This window comes from Friedmanniella luteola (genome assembly GCF_900105065.1).
In the GTDB taxonomy this organism is placed as follows: domain Bacteria; phylum Actinomycetota; class Actinomycetes; order Propionibacteriales; family Propionibacteriaceae; genus Microlunatus; species Microlunatus luteolus.
On record NZ_LT629749.1, the window covers coordinates 2,931,684 to 2,946,944 of the forward strand.

The 15,261-nt window shown below is 67.9% G+C and carries 13 protein-coding genes and 1 pseudogene; 6 read left to right on the top strand and 8 right to left on the bottom strand.

The features are described 5' to 3' along the window. Window positions 1-180 precede the first annotated feature (180 nt). The 3 genes from BLT72_RS13785 to BLT72_RS13795 all read right to left on the bottom strand — a co-directional run bounded on the left by BLT72_RS13785 (window position 181) and on the right by BLT72_RS13795 (window position 2,895). Window positions 181-543: an ANTAR domain-containing protein gene (locus tag BLT72_RS13785; RefSeq protein WP_091413553.1), complete on the bottom strand. Its 363-nt coding sequence runs from the start codon at window positions 541-543 to the stop codon at window positions 181-183. Window positions 544-1,342: 799 nt separating this feature from the next. Then, window positions 1,343-2,119 (bottom strand): GAF and ANTAR domain-containing protein, encoded by a 777-nt coding sequence (locus BLT72_RS13790; RefSeq protein WP_091413554.1) that lies wholly within the window; start codon window positions 2,117-2,119, stop codon window positions 1,343-1,345. A gap of 65 nt (window positions 2,120-2,184) precedes the next feature. Further along, window positions 2,185-2,895, bottom strand: coding sequence for a GAF and ANTAR domain-containing protein (locus tag BLT72_RS13795; RefSeq protein WP_091413556.1), 711 nt, complete (start codon window positions 2,893-2,895; stop codon window positions 2,185-2,187). 592 nt (window positions 2,896-3,487) lie between these two features. Between BLT72_RS13795 and BLT72_RS13800 the strand changes: the two genes are divergently transcribed. From BLT72_RS13800 to BLT72_RS13810, 3 genes are all read left to right on the top strand, one after another. After that, the gene (locus BLT72_RS13800; protein ID WP_231930640.1) at window positions 3,488-4,399 is read left to right on the top strand and encodes an aminoglycoside phosphotransferase family protein; all 912 of its coding nucleotides are present in this window, start codon (window positions 3,488-3,490) and stop codon (window positions 4,397-4,399) included. 417 nt (window positions 4,400-4,816) lie between these two features. After that, a complete protein-coding gene (locus BLT72_RS13805) occupies window positions 4,817-6,907 on the top strand; it encodes a putative bifunctional diguanylate cyclase/phosphodiesterase (protein ID WP_172826073.1) in 2,091 nt (696 codons plus the stop codon). Between the two features lie 736 nt (window positions 6,908-7,643). Further along, complete coding sequence (locus tag BLT72_RS13810) at window positions 7,644-8,285, top strand: NAD(P)-dependent oxidoreductase (protein ID WP_157720498.1); 642 nt, start codon at window positions 7,644-7,646, stop codon at window positions 8,283-8,285. Between the two features lie 189 nt (window positions 8,286-8,474). On the opposite strand, the gene BLT72_RS23090 is transcribed toward BLT72_RS13810, so the two are convergent. From BLT72_RS23090 to BLT72_RS13825, 3 genes and pseudogenes are all read right to left on the bottom strand, one after another. After that, entirely contained in the window at window positions 8,475-9,074 is a 600-nt protein-coding gene (locus tag BLT72_RS23090; protein WP_091413564.1) for a DNA glycosylase AlkZ-like family protein, read from the bottom strand. Beyond that, window positions 9,074-9,613 (bottom strand): annotated as a pseudogene (locus BLT72_RS23095) (DNA glycosylase AlkZ-like family protein); the annotation flags it as partial. The pseudogene BLT72_RS23095 and the gene BLT72_RS23090, both read right to left, overlap by 1 nt. An 815-nt stretch (window positions 9,614-10,428) precedes the next feature. Continuing rightward, the gene (locus tag BLT72_RS13825; RefSeq protein WP_091413568.1) at window positions 10,429-11,331 is read right to left on the bottom strand and encodes a MerR family transcriptional regulator; all 903 of its coding nucleotides are present in this window, start codon (window positions 11,329-11,331) and stop codon (window positions 10,429-10,431) included. Between the two features lie 127 nt (window positions 11,332-11,458). Between BLT72_RS13825 and BLT72_RS13830 the strand changes: the two genes are divergently transcribed. The 3 genes from BLT72_RS13830 to BLT72_RS23565 all read left to right on the top strand — a co-directional run bounded on the left by BLT72_RS13830 (window position 11,459) and on the right by BLT72_RS23565 (window position 13,170). Then, window positions 11,459-11,878, top strand: coding sequence for an ANTAR domain-containing protein (locus BLT72_RS13830; protein WP_091413570.1), 420 nt, complete (start codon window positions 11,459-11,461; stop codon window positions 11,876-11,878). A 592-nt stretch (window positions 11,879-12,470) separates the two neighbouring features. Beyond that, entirely contained in the window at window positions 12,471-12,728 is a 258-nt protein-coding gene (locus BLT72_RS13835; protein WP_091413572.1) for a hypothetical protein, read from the top strand. 256 nt (window positions 12,729-12,984) lie between these two features. Next, a complete protein-coding gene (locus BLT72_RS23565; protein WP_091417457.1) occupies window positions 12,985-13,170 on the top strand; it encodes a zinc ribbon-containing protein in 186 nt (61 codons plus the stop codon). Window positions 13,171-13,756: 586 nt separating this feature from the next. Here the strand turns inward: BLT72_RS23565 and BLT72_RS13845 are convergent. After that, a complete protein-coding gene (locus tag BLT72_RS13845; protein WP_231930641.1) occupies window positions 13,757-14,710 on the bottom strand; it encodes a DUF389 domain-containing protein in 954 nt (317 codons plus the stop codon). A gap of 303 nt (window positions 14,711-15,013) precedes the next feature. Next, window positions 15,014-15,250, bottom strand: coding sequence for a hypothetical protein (locus tag BLT72_RS23100; protein WP_231930054.1), 237 nt, complete (start codon window positions 15,248-15,250; stop codon window positions 15,014-15,016). Between the last annotated feature and the right edge of the window lie 11 nt (window positions 15,251-15,261).

The following is a 15,261-nucleotide window of genomic DNA, read 5'->3' on the forward strand; positions in this document are numbered from 1 at the left end:
CGGCCATAGCCGTCGCCAGATGATCAGTTCACGATGATCAAGCACTGCCATACGAATACCACTTGCTCAGTAGGTTGTTTGCGCTCGGGAGCGCACCTGCTGGCGGCAAAGCGAAACTTCGTCGTCGGTCCGTACCTCAAATTATATATACTCGCAGCTAGACCTCTTGGAAGTCGATAGTCACTCTGAGGAAGAGGCAATTCGCCTCGCCGAGTCCTGCTCAGACGCAGCAAGGATCTGCTCGGCGACAGCAGCCAGCCTGGTGTTGCTGTTCTGAGATAGCTTGATCAAATGAGCAAGCGCGGCCTCACGGTCAAGATGAAGGCGCTCCATCACCATGCCCAACGCCGCTCCAATTACGCGGTTGCTGGCAACAGCAGCCCGCAACTGCTGGTTCGCAGCCCGCATGTCGTCGACCGCCCCCATGTGACTACCGGCAACCGCATCCAGCCTCAACTCGCGCTGGCCGCCACGCTCCGCTTCCGCAGGCGCTGGTCCAGGGGGGTCGGCGGCCGCCTCGACATCCCAACTCTTCGACTCCACCCTGTCATCGTTACACGGGTAGAGCCGCTAGGCATAGAACCCGCCCGAGGCCTGCGGACCTGCTGCTGGGCGGCTGCGGGCTGAACAACCGTCGCCTAGGAGGCGGCTGGATGGGCTGTTTGCTCAACCACATCTCAGCCTAGGCCGCAACCGAGCTTGACCCGGCAGCAACTTAGTGATCCAGGTACCGTTTGCGCCTCGCTCAGACAGCCCCGCGATGGGCATGCACAGCACGCCGAATCGAGAAGAGTGGCGGTTCCGACTGGGACAATCGGGATCTCAACCTTCATACCGAGGTCCGCACAAGGACCTCCCCTGAGCGGGCAGATCCCACGTGGCAGACACTCTGCTGGCAACCTCTGGTCCCAGCCGAGTAGTTCGTCAGAAGAGGTCCCGCTGACTAAAGGCGAGCCCGGATGTCTACCGCCGCTCAGCTTGGCCGAGCCGGCAGGACCATGCTGGCGGCGTCCCTTGATGCCTACCTGCCCCGCTCGCTCCGCACCAAACTGGGCTGGTGAGCAAACCAGCACGGGCTCGTACGGAGTGGTGAGACGGTTCCATCAACCCGCTCACGCGGCCTGGTATCGGCCACCTCCGAATCGGACGAGCCACCTGAACGGCCGCTGACTGTCGGCGATCGAGCCCTGAGAAATCTCAGATCCGATGGACGAGGACGGTGCTGCGCCCCGCTAGCGCGTCCGTCAACATCCTCGACCGCAGACGCCGCTCTCGAAGCAAACTTGCTGTTAATACAAGTCAGACACACCGTGCTCGTTCCAAGCAAAAGTCCAGGCGCAATTCAACTGGTTCGGCGGATTTCGTTACCGGATGCCTCGGCTAGCTCCAGTAGGCCGGCGATAATCGTGGGCCGGGCGTCTGGTCGGGTCATGAGCCGGCGCGCGACCTCGGACACGTGGACGTCATGATGGTGCGCATACTGGCGGAGGAGGGTGAAAGCGTCGGTCAGGCTGGTGTCGAGGCGTTCCCGCAGAAAGCCCTTGGCCTGCTCGACAACGACGCGGCTGGCCAGTGCCCTCCGAAGCCGCGGTAGCACGGTCTCGGGTGTGGGTGGGCGTTCCTGAACGATGGCCACGCTGGCCACGTGGGCCAAGCTGCGTCCGACCAGCAGGTCAGCGTCGTTCAACGCGCCGGTACTGGTGCCGAACAGCCCGAGGGCGCCGAGAACGCTGCCGGCCGCCCGCAGTGGTACGGCGTGCACGGAGGCGAACCCGGCTTCCCGGGCGGCCGGCACAAAACGTGGCCAGTGGCCTGTCTCGGTGTCAAGGTCGGCGATCGAGATCGGCTCTCCGCTAACGTAGCAGTCCAAGCAGGGACCTTCGTCGGCCTGCAGTTGGAACAGCTCAAGCCCTACGGTGCGGTCGGAGGTGGCGGCCATCAGGTGCAGTTGGCCCCGCGGATCGGCGAGCAGCAGCCCGGCCGACGAGATGTCGAGCAAGTCTGCGCAGCGTTCGGTCAAGTCGGTGAGCAGGTCGACGACGTCGAAATCGTGCAACAGGTTGTCGACGAGTGCTACCACCGCCCCCAGCACCCGCGCTTCACGATCACCGTTGGTCATAAGCCCTCCTTGTCACAATCATTGTTGCTCTCGGCCGAGCACGGATGGTTGCGGAACCGACGGCTTCAGTCAGGTGCCAGGCGCAGACGACGCTCGAGTATGTCGCGGGCCACCTCGGTGGCGGACCGGTTGGTGGCATACGCATGTGCTCGGAGTCGGACCAGCGCCTCCGCGGGCCCGACATCGAGCTGTGCGACCAGCATGCCGGTGGCCTGATTGACCTCGGCGCGAGCGATCTGGTTCAGCTCGGCCCAGGCGGCCGTGCTTGGGTCAGCCACCGACTTTTCCAGGTTGTCGGTCAGCAGGTCCAGCAACGGCATCTCGGCCAGCTCGGCCGCAACCAGTGCACCCGAAAGGTCCTGACCCTCCAGGCTGGCGGTCCTCGTCCGGAAGAGGTCGAGTGCCCCGACGTACTCCCCGGCCACCAGAACCGGCATCGCGAACACTCCAACAATTCCGTAAGCGAGCAGCGCTGGCCCATAGCCTGGCCAGCGGCCGGTGCCGATGTCGGCGGCGAGGTCAAACACCAGCACTGGGGCTCGCGTGGACACCGACTCCAGGCAAGGCCCCTCACCGACGGTGAACTGCAGCTCGTCGTATTGCCGGGCCAGCTCACTGCTTGATCCGAGCGTGCCGGTGCTGACGCCGTCAAACACCAACGAGATCGCCGCCGCGTCCACCGCGAGCAAGTTCACGCAGGCCCGGCAGAGACGGTCCGCCGCCGCGACCCCCCGCTGGCCGCCAACCGCCGAGATCAACAACCCCTCGATCGACATCAAGATCCGCCGTCGAACCAGATGAGCACCCTCCCGAGAAGCGTCGGCCGACCAATCTCCGAGTTCGGCCGCTTGGCAGGAGGGGCGCACATGCTGTCAGTGTGGACCATCGACCGCAGAACAAGGCCTTGACCGCTGACCCTCAATCAGCTCTCGACGTTGCTGAGGGCTTGCGCTGACCGAACGAGGCCGTCGCGGCGCATGCAAGCGCCGAATCTTCACCGCAAGGCGCCAACCCAACACCGCGTGACTCGCCGGTTGACTCGTTTGGGGGTGCACTGCCGTGCTCCGCACGCGGGTCGGCCACTGACATGCCTCCCGCGCGAGGGTCGGCCACTGACGTGCTCCGCACGAGGGTCGGTCACTGACGTGCTCCGCATGGGGGTTGTCCACTGACGTGCTCCGCACGAGGGTCGGTCACTGACGTGCTCCGCATGGGGGTTGTCCACTGACGTGCTCCGCACGAGGGTCGGTCACTGACGTGCTCCGCATGGGGTTGTCCACTGATTTGCTCCGTACGAGGGTCGGTCACTGATGGCGCCACCTATGCGGGCCTCAGCCGCGCTCTTCGTAGGCTGCTGCGGTGACGGTGATGGTTCCAGCCGGCCTCGTGGAGGCCACGACGCTGCGCGAGGGAGCTGAGGGTCGGGCCTGGTTGGACGGGCTGCCAGCGCTGGTCGACAACGCTTGCGGCCGGTGGCGCTGCGCCATCGACGGCCCGCCCCAGCATGGTCAGGTCGCCTTGATCGTGCCGATCCATCACCCACGAGGACCGGCGATGCTCAAGGTGTCGTATCCCCACCCGGGAAACCTTGGGGAGGCGCTCGGGCTGGCCACCTTCGGCGGTCGCGGATCGGTCGAGCTGTTCGAGGTGGACGACACCCGGCTGGTCCTGGTCCTCGAACGAGCTTCCCCGCAAACCCTGACCGACTACGCCGTCCGCCCGGAACTCGTCGAGGAGGCCATAGAGATCGCCGGCGACCTCGCCAGGCGGCTTGCGGTCAAGCCGCTGCCCGGTGTCACCGCGTTGGCCGAGACCACCACGGCGTGGATCGACGAGCTCACTCGCCAGACCGAGTCATCACCGTGGGCGCTGCCGCAGGCGGCCATTGACCAGGCGCAGGAGACCATCGAGCAGCTCGCCACCGACACCACGGCGACGATGCTGCACGGGGACCTGCACTTCGACAACATCCTCCGCAGCACACGAGATGGGTGGCTGAGCATCGACCCGAAAGGATGGTCAGGCACCGGCGCTTTCGACACGTTCACAGTGATCGCTGGACGACGCGAAGAGATCGACCAAGGCCCCGGGCTGTACCAGGGCATCGTCCGACGGATCAACCGGTTCGCCGCGGCCGCCGGGATCGACCCCGACCACGCCCTCGCATGTTGCCAAGCCCGAGCCGTCAGCTCCTACTATTACCAACAACAGGTGCCCGGCAACTGGTTCGACCTGAAGTTCCTCGAAGTCCTAGCCCTCAGCGGCGGAGAAGTCGGCTGAGCCGCAGCCAAGCCGTTGCATCCCGGCTTGGTTTCCCACTAGGAGCCGCCACACGCGTCCCGTATAGGAGTTGTCCACTGACGTGCTCCGCACGAGGGTCCGCCTCCTCGGAGGGCGTTTAGGGCGGCCACCAGCCGCTGGGGGTGCAGGGGGTGAGGTCGTCGAGCAGGGCCTGAGTTGTCCGAGGGCAGACCAACGGATCGGCATGCAGCGCGTGCCTTCTCCGTTGACGACATCGGCGAAGCCCTGCGGACGGCCGCCGGAGATGGTTGCCACCAGGTCCACGCGTGGCCACCTATGAAGACGTTTCGAGTTCACCGCCGGCCGCGACCCAGCGGCATCATCGTGCTGCTCGCAGGGGGACTATGACCCAGCAGCGCTGAACAGCCCTAGGGCGAGCCGTTGGAGCGTCCACGGGTGCCCGCGCAACGCCGGCCCGAACAGGAGAGCCAGCCGACTGAACGGTGCGGCCGCGGCCCGGATCCGGCTCGCAGTGCCTATGCTGTCTCCACGGCCGTCGGGCCGGCGTCTGCGCAGGTGGTGCCGTCCGATTGCTGCGGCTCGGGGTCGCACCGCTCGACCGACCGGAAAGGTCGCCTCATCGACATCCCGGAGCCACTGACCTCCGCCGTCCCGCACGCCTCTGCCGCCGACCGGCTCCAGCACGAGCTCCTCGTCGAGCGGGGTCACCGGCAGGCAGCCGAGGCCGAAGCCGCACGGACGGCCGACGAGCTCCACGCCGTCGTGCAGGGATTCGGCCGCGCTCAGGCCGTGCTGGACGAGACGACCGACTTCGTCGCCCTGGCCCACCCGGACGGCCTGCTGTTCTACCTGAACCGCTCAGCCGCCCACCGTCTCGGCTTGAACATCGTCGCCTCACCGGTGCGCTTCATCGAGCTGCTCGACGCCGAGGGCCAGGCGGCCTGGGTGCGGGAGGGGGCCGCCGCGGTCGAGCGGGACGACCGCTGGTCCGTCGACACCGAACTGGTCGGCGCCGACGGGCGCGCCGTCCCCGCGTCAGTGCTGATCCTCACCCACCGCGGACCCGGCGGAGCACTGGAGTACCTCTCGGCCGTCGGCCGCGACATCAGCGAACGCCGCGCGCTCGAGGCCCGGCTCACCCACCAAGCGCTGCACGACGCCCTCACCGGGCTGCCGAACCGCATCCTATTCATGGACCGGCTCGCCCATGCGCAGACCCAGCTCGGCACCGACACCGCGACGTCCGCGCTGGCGGTGCTCTACGTCGACCTCGACCGCTTCAAGACCGTGAACGACAGCTACGGGCACGACTACGGCGACCGGCTGCTGGTCCACGCGGCAACCCGCATCCGCGACGAGCTGCGGCCCCAGGACAGCGTCGCCCGGCTGGGCGGCGACGAGTTCGTGGTATTGCTAGACCGCACTGAGGAGGCCGCCGACGCAGTCCAAGTCGCCGACCGCATCCTGGCCGCGCTGGCCCGGCCGCTCACCGTGGACGGCCGTCAGATGCACGTCGGCGCGAGCCTCGGGATCGCCGTCGGCCGCGCCGACCCCGACACGATGGTGCGCCACGCCGACCTGGCCATGTACCGGGCGAAAGAGCGCGGCCGCGGCCGGTGGGAGATCTTCGAGCCCGAGCTCAACGAACGGGCCCAGCGGCGGATGAGCGACGAGACCGCCCTCGGCGCCGCGATCGCCCGCCAAGAGTTCCTGCTGCACTACCAGCCCGTCGTCGACCTCCGGACGGGCGCGGTGACCGGGTTCGAAGCCTTGGTCCGCTGGCAGAGCCCCGAGCGCGGCCTGGTGCCGCCGGACCAGTTCATCCCGCTGGCGGAGGAGACAGGGCTGATCAATGTGCTGGGCCGCTGGGTGCTCGAGGAGGCCTGCCGGCAGGGCCGGCTGTGGCAGCTGGCCCTCGGCGACCCGACGCTGCAGGTCGCCGTCAACGTCTCGGCCCGGCAGTTCCAGCAGGTCGACCTGGTCGAGCAGGTCGCGACGGTGCTGCGCACGACCGGGCTGCCGCCGGCCAGCCTGCTGCTGGAGATCACGGAGACGGCGGTGATGGGCGACCCGGCTAAAGCTGCCGCCACCATGCGCCGGCTGGCCGCACACGGCGTCCGGTTCGCCCTCGACGACTTCGGTCAGGGCTACTCCTCGCTCGGCCACCTCAAACGTTTCCCCATCGACGTGGTCAAGATCGACAAGGAGTTCGTCGACGGCCTAACCAGGAACGCCTCCGACGCCCAGATCGTCCAGGCGGTGCTCACCATGGCCCAAGCCCTCGGCCTCGAGGTCACCGCCGAGGGCATCGAGGACCACGCTCAACTCGACCGGCTGCGCACCCTCGGCTGCAACCACGGCCAGGGCTACCTGCTCTCCCGCCCCCTCCCCGCCGCCGCCGCCACCGCCCTGCTCACCGCCCGCACGCCGCTCCCCTGCCCGCCTCCTGACCCGGCCGGTCAGGTCCGCGTCGCTATCGACGCAGACGATGACCACGACCCGACCCCCCAGGGCGTCGCCCGCTGACCACCAGCCTTGTCGGCCGGCGGCGTTGGCGTCGTCGAGCGGGCATGGCCAACGGCCACCAACCTGCAACCTGTCGGGCCTGAACACCAGCTCCCCCTCCGGACAGCACCGGTCAGCCACTGCGTGCGTCCCACACCAGAGTCGCCTAATGGCTGTGTCCTGCACAAGTCGGACACTGCCGTGCTCCGCACGAGGGTCCGCTGCGCGTGTTCGCATGGGTCGCTGGGCTAGGGACGCCTGCCCGGTTGCTAGAGGAAAAACTAGTGTGTTGGGGAATGTGACGCTGGCGATCGCCCAGTTGCAAGCTGCCGCATTCTCGGGCGTCTGCCTCTACATCGGGTTGGTTCAGCACCCGGTGCGGGCGAGGCTGAGTCCGGTTGCCGCATTGGCAGACCTCCGGGCTGTGATTCCCCGAGCCGAAAAGGTTCAGGCCCCGCTGCTCATCTCCTGCCTGCTCGCGGTTGCCCTACACCTCCTGGTGGCGCCGAGATGGACGGTCGCTGTTGCTGGACTGCTCCCAGCGGGAGTACTCGGTCTCACCGTCGCGACCGTCCTCCCGAACAACCGGCGCCTCCTGTCGGGACCGGCGGAGCAGCACCTCGGCGGGTCCAGCCAGGATCTCGCGTGGCGGGGCATCTGCACACCGTCGGCACTGCCCTTGCCGTGCATGGCGCGATCACCCTTTGAATCTGACCCCGGATGCAACCTCTGAGGCTTCTCCCCTCAGGCTGAGCTGGTGAACATCACCGTCTTCGGCGCTAATGGCAACGTCGGCACCCTCGTTGTCCGACGAGCCCTCGACCAGGGCCACCAAGTCCACGCCTTCGTCCACAGCCGCGACCCGTTCGACCCCCACCCCCAGCTACATGTCTCCGCTGGCGACGTCGCCGATGGTGACGCCGTCAACTCTGCTGTCACGGGGGCTGACGCGGTCATCAGCACCCTCGGTGCCTTTCGACGCGGAACCGGCGCCGTCCTCACCCCCGGCCTGCGCACCATCACCGCTGCCATGGAGCAGCACAGCTGCGACCGGCTGGTCATCTTGACCGGCGCCGGGATTCGACGCCCCGCTCACCGCAACACGCCTCGCACCCACCTCAACCGGCTTGTCCTCACCGTGATGGACCGAACTGCTGTCGCCGACGCCGAGACCGCCCTCGCGATCGTCGCGGCCACCACCGTGAACTGGACGGCTGTCTGCGCCCCCACCATCACCCCAAACGGCCCCGATCTCTACCAACTCACCGATCGCATGCCGTCCCTCCTCAGCAACGTCCCCGGGCCCGCTGTCGCCGCCAGCCTCGTCGACCTTGCCACCCACCCGACCACAGAAGGACCCGTTGTCGGCATCCACACGCGCACCCAAGACCCCGCCTAGTCGCGGTCTGGTACTGCGTTCCTCCCGCGCGAGGTGGGTGATCGAAGATCTGTCGCCGTCGCCGTCGCCGTCGCCGTCGTCGATGCCGAAGTGGTCACGGTCGAGGTCGGTGAGGGGTTGGCCGCCCGTGCTGGCAACCACGATGTCGGGAGCGGCGCCCGGAAAGTGAGCACCTGGACCTTCGGGTCTCTAGGCGGTCGAGGAGGTGATGCTCAGACCATTCGCAGAGATCGCTGCCAGGCGCTGGAGTTCGGCGTCGAAACTTCCCTCAGGAAGGGCGCCGGCTTCGTGGAAGCAGGACACCTCGACCATCCGGGCGCGGAGGCGCCATGTCCCCGCGACCGCTCCGCCGACGATGACCGGGTTAGCCCCTTGAGAGAAAAGGGCTCGGCGAGCGGGGGCGATGAGTCGGGGGTCTGCCGTACCGGGACCGAGGATCCAGGGGTCGAAGGGCGGGAGGAGTCGGACGGTCACGCTCAGCTCTGCCGCGTGCAGCGCCTCCAGGTCGGCGTTCAACACGTACCACTCCTCGCCGCCGCCGCCGCCGTCGCCGTCGACCGTGACATGGTCCGCCACGTCGCTCAGCCAGCTGTCGAGTCGCCGTCGGGGCGCCCCGAGGCCGTCGGTGAACCAGTAATGGAGGTTTGCGCTGGTTGCGGGGCCGTAGCTGCCGAGGTACCGGGTGACCAACTCACGGCCTGCGTCCTCGACGTCCAGTAGGCCAGGCCAGGCAGGGTCGTCGCGGAGCAGACGGAAGGTGGACTGGCCGTCTCGCTGCGGGCCAAGCAAATGTCACCCCACCAGTGCAGCGGCTTGTACAAGCTGTCGGCTCCTGCCCCGGTAGCCGCGGCGCTGAGGTGCGCGAGCGGCGTGCGTGCGAGCCGTGCCGAGAGCTCACTGCGCGTCATGGGTCCGTCCGCGAGCGCATCACGAACGGTCTCCCGCAGTGGGTCCCAGTCCTTGAGCGCGAACCCGCCCTGCTGCTGCCAGCGCGGGGTCTCCCGTACCCGGGTCGCAGTGCGGACCGAGAGCACCAGCGCGGCGATGTCGGGGGTGAATGCATAGCTCCCGCCGCGAAACGCGTAGCTGCGGACCATCTCACCCTTGAGCAGGGCACGCTCCAGGTCGCCGGGAGTGGGCTCAGTCTGCCGCACGGCGACCGCGAGGTCAGCCGCGTCCAGAGGCCAGCCGCGGATAGCCAACACGCGTCGGCCCACGTCGGCCGCGATCGGCACACTCCCCCACGATAGAGTCTCCACTGCCTGGATCAGGCTCACCATGCAGCCGCGGAAGAACCGATGATTATCGTCAACCAGGACGCGGATCATCAGTGGGCTCCGCGGGCACGCTGGTCAGGCACCAGCGGCTGCCGGTCCCTGGAAAAATCCTCCCGGGCCAAGTCCATGCATCACACCCGCTGGTGAGGGGGATATTCTCCTACAAATGAGGCCTGCTACGACCTATGTCCACCGAGCCTGCCCGCAAGTACAAGTCGACACGCTCCCGCGGCCCTCGCCCACCCAGAATCGGGCCCAAGTCCTGACTCCGACTCAGACTCAGATATCGCACGACAACTGATTCATGCTCGTCCCTGGGGACGTTCGAGCTCCGCTGTCGCTGGAGGCGGTCCGACGCCGCCGAGTCGTCGTTGCCCCTCTGATACGGCCGGCGATCGGCCACCGTGGGCTCGGGCCGATCGAGTTGTGGATACGCTCACCGGCGAAGTCAACGCCGATCCTCCTCGGGGGGCGATCGAGAAACGGCGCGGCCAAAGCGGGGATCGACCCGCCTGGGTGTCGGGCCTACCCCAGCACGCAAGGTCCGAGCTACACAACCGGCCTGACCCTGACTCAGCAACCGCCAAGACCACGCAACTGCGCCCCGCGTAGCCGGACGTGCAGTCCTTCATCAGAGTTCAGGCCTGCTCGACAACAAGCACGTCCCCTCCACGGCGGTCTCGTCGCTGGTCGAGTCCGGACCTTGGAGCTGCACCGGCCGATCGACGGACCTGGCTCGACGACCCGGCCGCGTTGGTCACGAGTTGACGGAAAGCAGCCGAGCCAACGTGCACCGGCGCGAGGGAAACCCCGAAAAAGGCCGATCCGGAGACCCTGGGCATTGCTGCCCCGGCGTCGGGCTCCGCTCACGCCCGGCCGAGGTGACTGCTGATGAGGTCGGCGGCGTGGGAGAGGCTGCCCCTGAGGTGGTGCCCGGGCAGTGATTGTCGTGATCGGGCGCTGCGGAAGGCGGCGCCGGCGTAGAAGAGGACCGCTTCGGTGTCGCTGACCGCCTTCAGCGCTGCCACCGCGGCCGGGCGGTTCCTGGCCAGCTGTGAGGCGACGACCACACCGGCGGCGGACGACCTCTCCACTGCGAACCGGAGGGAGGCGGCGGGGGTCTGCGCGCCGAGGTTGCGGCAGTCGAAGCGGTGGTGCCGGAGCAGCACGGCGAAGGCCTCGAGTCCGATGGTGTGCTGGTCCTGGGGGCCGCCACTGAGCACGATGGGTCGGCCAGGGAGAGGCGGCGGCGCGTCCGGGGCACGTCGTGCGAGCCAGGCGAGGACGGCGGCCGTGGCCAGGTGCTCGTTCGCGACGTCGCAGTGACCGCGTGACCACTGCACCCCGACCTCGCGCATCGCGGGCAGCAGCACCTCTTCGAGGGTGGCTGCCAGGCCGTGCGCGCGGAGGCTGACGTCGAGCACGGCGCTAATCTCGTCACCGTCCAAGTGGTGGGTGCCCGCGAGCATCTGCCCGCACAGCTCAAGGGATGAGGGAGCCTGGGCGACGGCGGCAGCCGCGCCGACCGCCATCCCCGTCGAGCGCTGGTCCCGCATCCGACGCAGGACCGCGACGTCATTGTCGGTGTAGCGGCGGTGGCCGCGCTCGTCGCGGGCGGTGGTGGACAAGCCGTGGCGACGTTCCCACGACCGGATGGTCGGTGCTGGCAGGCCGAGCAGCAGGCCGACCTCGCCGATGCTGAGCGTGCGGCCGGTCGAAGCCGTCTCGCCGCTGGGGTCGTCCCTATGCAAGGGTGACTCGTTTTGCATAGGGCGAGGCTAGGGCGTGAACGAAAGCTGGCATCGCCGGGTCTGCTGATCCCTGCGGGAGGCTCGGTGGGCGGCATCGCCTGGCGTGCCGCGCGAGGCGTCTCATCCGCGACAAGGAGCATGAGCCGTGCACACCAATCAAATCGAACTCATCAAGGACCGCCACAACGGCCCGCCCACTGATGCTGCTCATCTCTCACTCGTGGGGACGAGCCTGACGGATGTCGCAGTGGCCCCAGAGGTGGCAGAGCTCAGCCAGGAGATCGAGGCGCTGCGTCGCCGGTTGGCCAACCTGCCGGCCATCGAGCAGGCCAAGGGTGTCCTGATCGGGTTCTACGCCGTCGACGCGGACGCAGCCTTCGCACTCCTCGTGCGCTGGTCACAGCACACCAACATCAAGCTGCACCGGCTCGCCTCCGACCTCATCACCGCAGCCAACGACACCTCGGGACACCCGCACGCACAACTTCGCATCTTCATCGACCAACTGCCCAATTCGACGGCCAGGCTGTCGCCGATACCAGACTTCGGGACGACGTCGCGGTGACGACGAGCACCAAAGAGTCCCAGCACCACCACTTCGTCATCGGGTCACCGCGCGCACCCGTCGGCCCTGCAGCCCCATTGAAGCGCTGCCAATCAAATCGCGTGCCACCGATCGAGGCAAACGAGACCGCCCTGGGTAAGGGATCACACAGGTACAGCGCTGAACCGCTGCACCTGGTTGGTTCAGTTAAGCAGTCAGCTGGGCCACACCGCCTCCCCAAGCAGTCCGGGCAGAATTGAGCGAAGTACCGACTGAGGTCCGGCCAGAGACGGGAATGTCATCCGTGGCAAGCCGCGACGACATTGCAGACAATTACAGGTTCGCGTGCGCCCGCATCAGTGTCGGCTTGCGTGCGTGCCGCACAACTGGTGGACATACGAAGTTGATGACGCCTCGTCGCTTTCGCTGATCCGACCGGGACCAGCCGCTGACGCTCGAGCAGCACGCAGACGACCTACACCGCGTCATCGAAGCGCTCGGGGAGGCCCAGTCGACCCGAGCCGCTGCGGCCGACTCGCTCGACCGCCCGGCGCCCGACCCGGCCGCCTTCGGCCTGAGCGCCAAGGACGACGGTGACCGCACCAACCCGCTGATGCGCAACATGCCCGCCTGCAACGCCTACGTGCCCGACTACACCGCGCTCGCCGCCCTCGGGAAGCGTCTGCACGTGGCAGTCGGTGCGGACTCCGGCCAGGAGGTCGCCGCGCGCGGCGGACACGGCCTGGCCCAGCGTCTGGGCCGCGACGTAGACGTCTTCCCCAGCCACCACGCCGGCTTCGCCAGCGCCGACGGCGACTTCCCCGGCCAGCCAGAGGCGTTCGCGGCCAAGCTCCGCGAGGTGCTGGCCTGAAACCGACGGGTCACTGCGTCCCTCACGATGATCGGCTACTGCGTCCGTCCCGCACAACAGCCGGCCACTGCATCCGTCCCGCACAACAGCCGGCCACTGCATCCGTCCCGCACAACAGCCGGCCACTGCGTCCGTCCCGCACAACAGCCGGCCACTGCGTCCGTCCCGCACCACGGTCCACTACCGCGTGCGCCCTTCACCAGGGTGGTACGAGGGCGGGATGTTGTCTGCCGGCGGTCTCTGGAATGATCAGCGAATGGCAGATCCCGTTCCCGCTGGGAGTGACGTCTCCTCCGGCACCTATAAGTGCACCAGCTGTGGCTACAAGCTTTCGGTTGCCTCGACCAAGCACCTTCCACCGTGCCCGAGCTGCAGCAACGGCCACTGGGAGGCGCTCAGTGGTGGCGATTCCAAGGATGACCCCTACCCCAAGCGCAAGTAGCTGGGCGGTAGCCGGGCGTGCAACGTCGAACCGGTTCTCCCCTATTCTTCGGCACGCCATGCCACCCGTGCTTAATCCACCGCTTCTCTCTTAGGGCGGTCTAGCCAGCCCGCGGCCAGGCGGGACGCTGTCGCAGAGGCCCGTCGGCCAGGTAACAGCACCTCGAACAGCGCCTTCAAGCCACACTGCACAGCGGCACGCCGACCTCGTCGAGGCGATCACTGCACTCACGCCAGCGACAACCACACCCAGTCCTCGCACGCTGAGTCGCCGGCCTGCTATCCGCCGGCTCGAGGGCCGCCGGCTCCTGAAGAAGCACGCACCCAAGGACCGCTGCCGGACGACCACCCAGCCTCAGCACTACGGTGGCGCATCATTGAGCGCCTACCCCGGCGAGCCCCAGCGACGGACCCATTGACCTCCCAGCCCGATCCGGACGAACAAGCCGCTGATGGCTCGCGGACCCGACACTACTGCGGCACCAAATGGGCCCCCGAACCTTCACTCCGTGAGCGGTGCTTAGCATTCGGAGTCGGCAGGCTGGCTGAGTAGGCGTGGGCAAACTGATGTCTCGACCTCCGCCTCCCTAGTCAGCAGCCGGCGGCCTGGCGCGTTGAGGGCGGCTTCGGAGCGTCCACAACGTCCGCTGGGTGACCAGGGTGAGGACACCGGCGATCGTCATGCCGAAGAGGTTGATCCCGAGCTGGGAGGCGGCGCCGAGCAGGTGTCCTGGTGCGCCCAGCGCGAGAGAGAGGGCGATGTCGCCGGCAGCCGGGACCGTGGTGACGGAGATGAAGACACCAACGAGGGCGTTCGAGCGACCTGCGGTCTGGGAGAGCACCCCGGCGCAGCCAGCGAGGACGGCGACGACGGCGGACCACTTGTCGGGCCGCCAGATGAAGCCGGTCAGCGGCCGTGGTCCGGTGACGTCGGCCAGGTCGACCCAACCGACGAGGCGAGCCAGCAGAGCCAGGACGACCGTGGCGGCGATGGCGTGAGCAAAACCCTTGAGCAGGAGGAGCGCAGCACCGCTGACCAGGCTTCGCCGCCGGCCCACGAGGCCGACCGCGAGGGCGGCGACGAGCCCGAACTCAGGGCCGACCACCATGGCCCCGACGACGAGGATGGCGGAGTCCGTGATGACGGCGACGGCAGCGATGGCGGTCGCGAGGGTGAGGAAGGCGTAGAACGACCACGAGCCACGGACCTCGCCGTAGGCGCTGTCGAGGACGGCGTCCCAGACGATGGCATCGTCCGGAGCACCGGGAGCAGCAGCTTCGGTCGCGCGAGCGTTCGCCGAGGGCGCTGACGCGACGTCGCTGAGAACCACGGACCCGTCGTCGTAGACGCCCTCACCGCGCAGCCAACCGAGCACGTCGGACACGGCTTCTCGGGTCACCTCGCACTGGACGAGATCGCCGGCCGGCCTGACCCCGCCGCCGGGCAGGACGACCAGATTTGTCGTGCGAGCATCGCCCGCCAGCCGATCGGCCACTCGCCGTGTGCGGTCCGACGGCACGATCAGCCGGAGCGTCATCATCACGCCGTCACCCCGACAGACCGAACCCGGGCCCTCGGTCGCTCGTGGGCATCCTCAACCACACCCCCCGCAATCCCGCCACGACGTCGCCAGGACGAGGACGCCGATGCCGACGCCGACGACCAGGAGCGACCCGCAGAAAGTACAGCTGCAGGCGCGGCGATCACGGAGACCGGGTGCGTCCTCGGAACACTGACCCTCGTCACCCGCAGCTGAACAGCACCGACCACCGTCGCGATGACCCCGGACGCGCACACGGTTCTCCGGCTGGTCAATCGACAACCCTTCTCGCCATGACGTGCATCAGCCCGCGTGGACGTGCGGTCGGCGGGACCGGTCGGGCTCCGCCCGGCGGACCACCTCCCGGGTGACAGGGGCGACCTCTCCAACGCCGCCCAGGAGGAAGTGGAGGAGGTTGACCAGCGGATGACCTTCGGTCCACTCGAAGTAGATGTGGGGCCGATGGCCGGTGACGTCGCGGATGTGGAACAGGAGCGCGGCGAGAGCGTTCGGCACGGTCGAGCTCTGGATCGTGAGCACCCGGAACTGGC

Bases quoted from the DNA above. Each gene is read 5' to 3' on its own strand.
- BLT72_RS13790 (WP_091413554.1), bottom strand. From the start codon at position 2,119: ATGACCAACGGTGATCGTGAAGCGCGGGTGCTGGGGGCGGTGGTAGCA.
- BLT72_RS13795 (WP_091413556.1), bottom strand. From the start codon at position 2,895: ATGTCGATCGAGGGGTTGTTGATCTCGGCGGTTGGCGGCCAGCGGGGG.
- BLT72_RS13800 (WP_231930640.1), top strand. From the start codon at position 3,488: ATGGTTCCAGCCGGCCTCGTGGAGGCCACGACGCTGCGCGAGGGAGCT.
- BLT72_RS13825 (WP_091413568.1), bottom strand. From the start codon at position 11,331: ATGCAAAACGAGTCACCCTTGCATAGGGACGACCCCAGCGGCGAGACG.
- BLT72_RS13835 (WP_091413572.1), top strand. From the start codon at position 12,471: ATGCGCAACATGCCCGCCTGCAACGCCTACGTGCCCGACTACACCGCG.
- BLT72_RS23565 (WP_091417457.1), top strand. From the start codon at position 12,985: ATGGCAGATCCCGTTCCCGCTGGGAGTGACGTCTCCTCCGGCACCTAT.
- BLT72_RS13845 (WP_231930641.1), bottom strand. From the start codon at position 14,710: ATGATGACGCTCCGGCTGATCGTGCCGTCGGACCGCACACGGCGAGTG.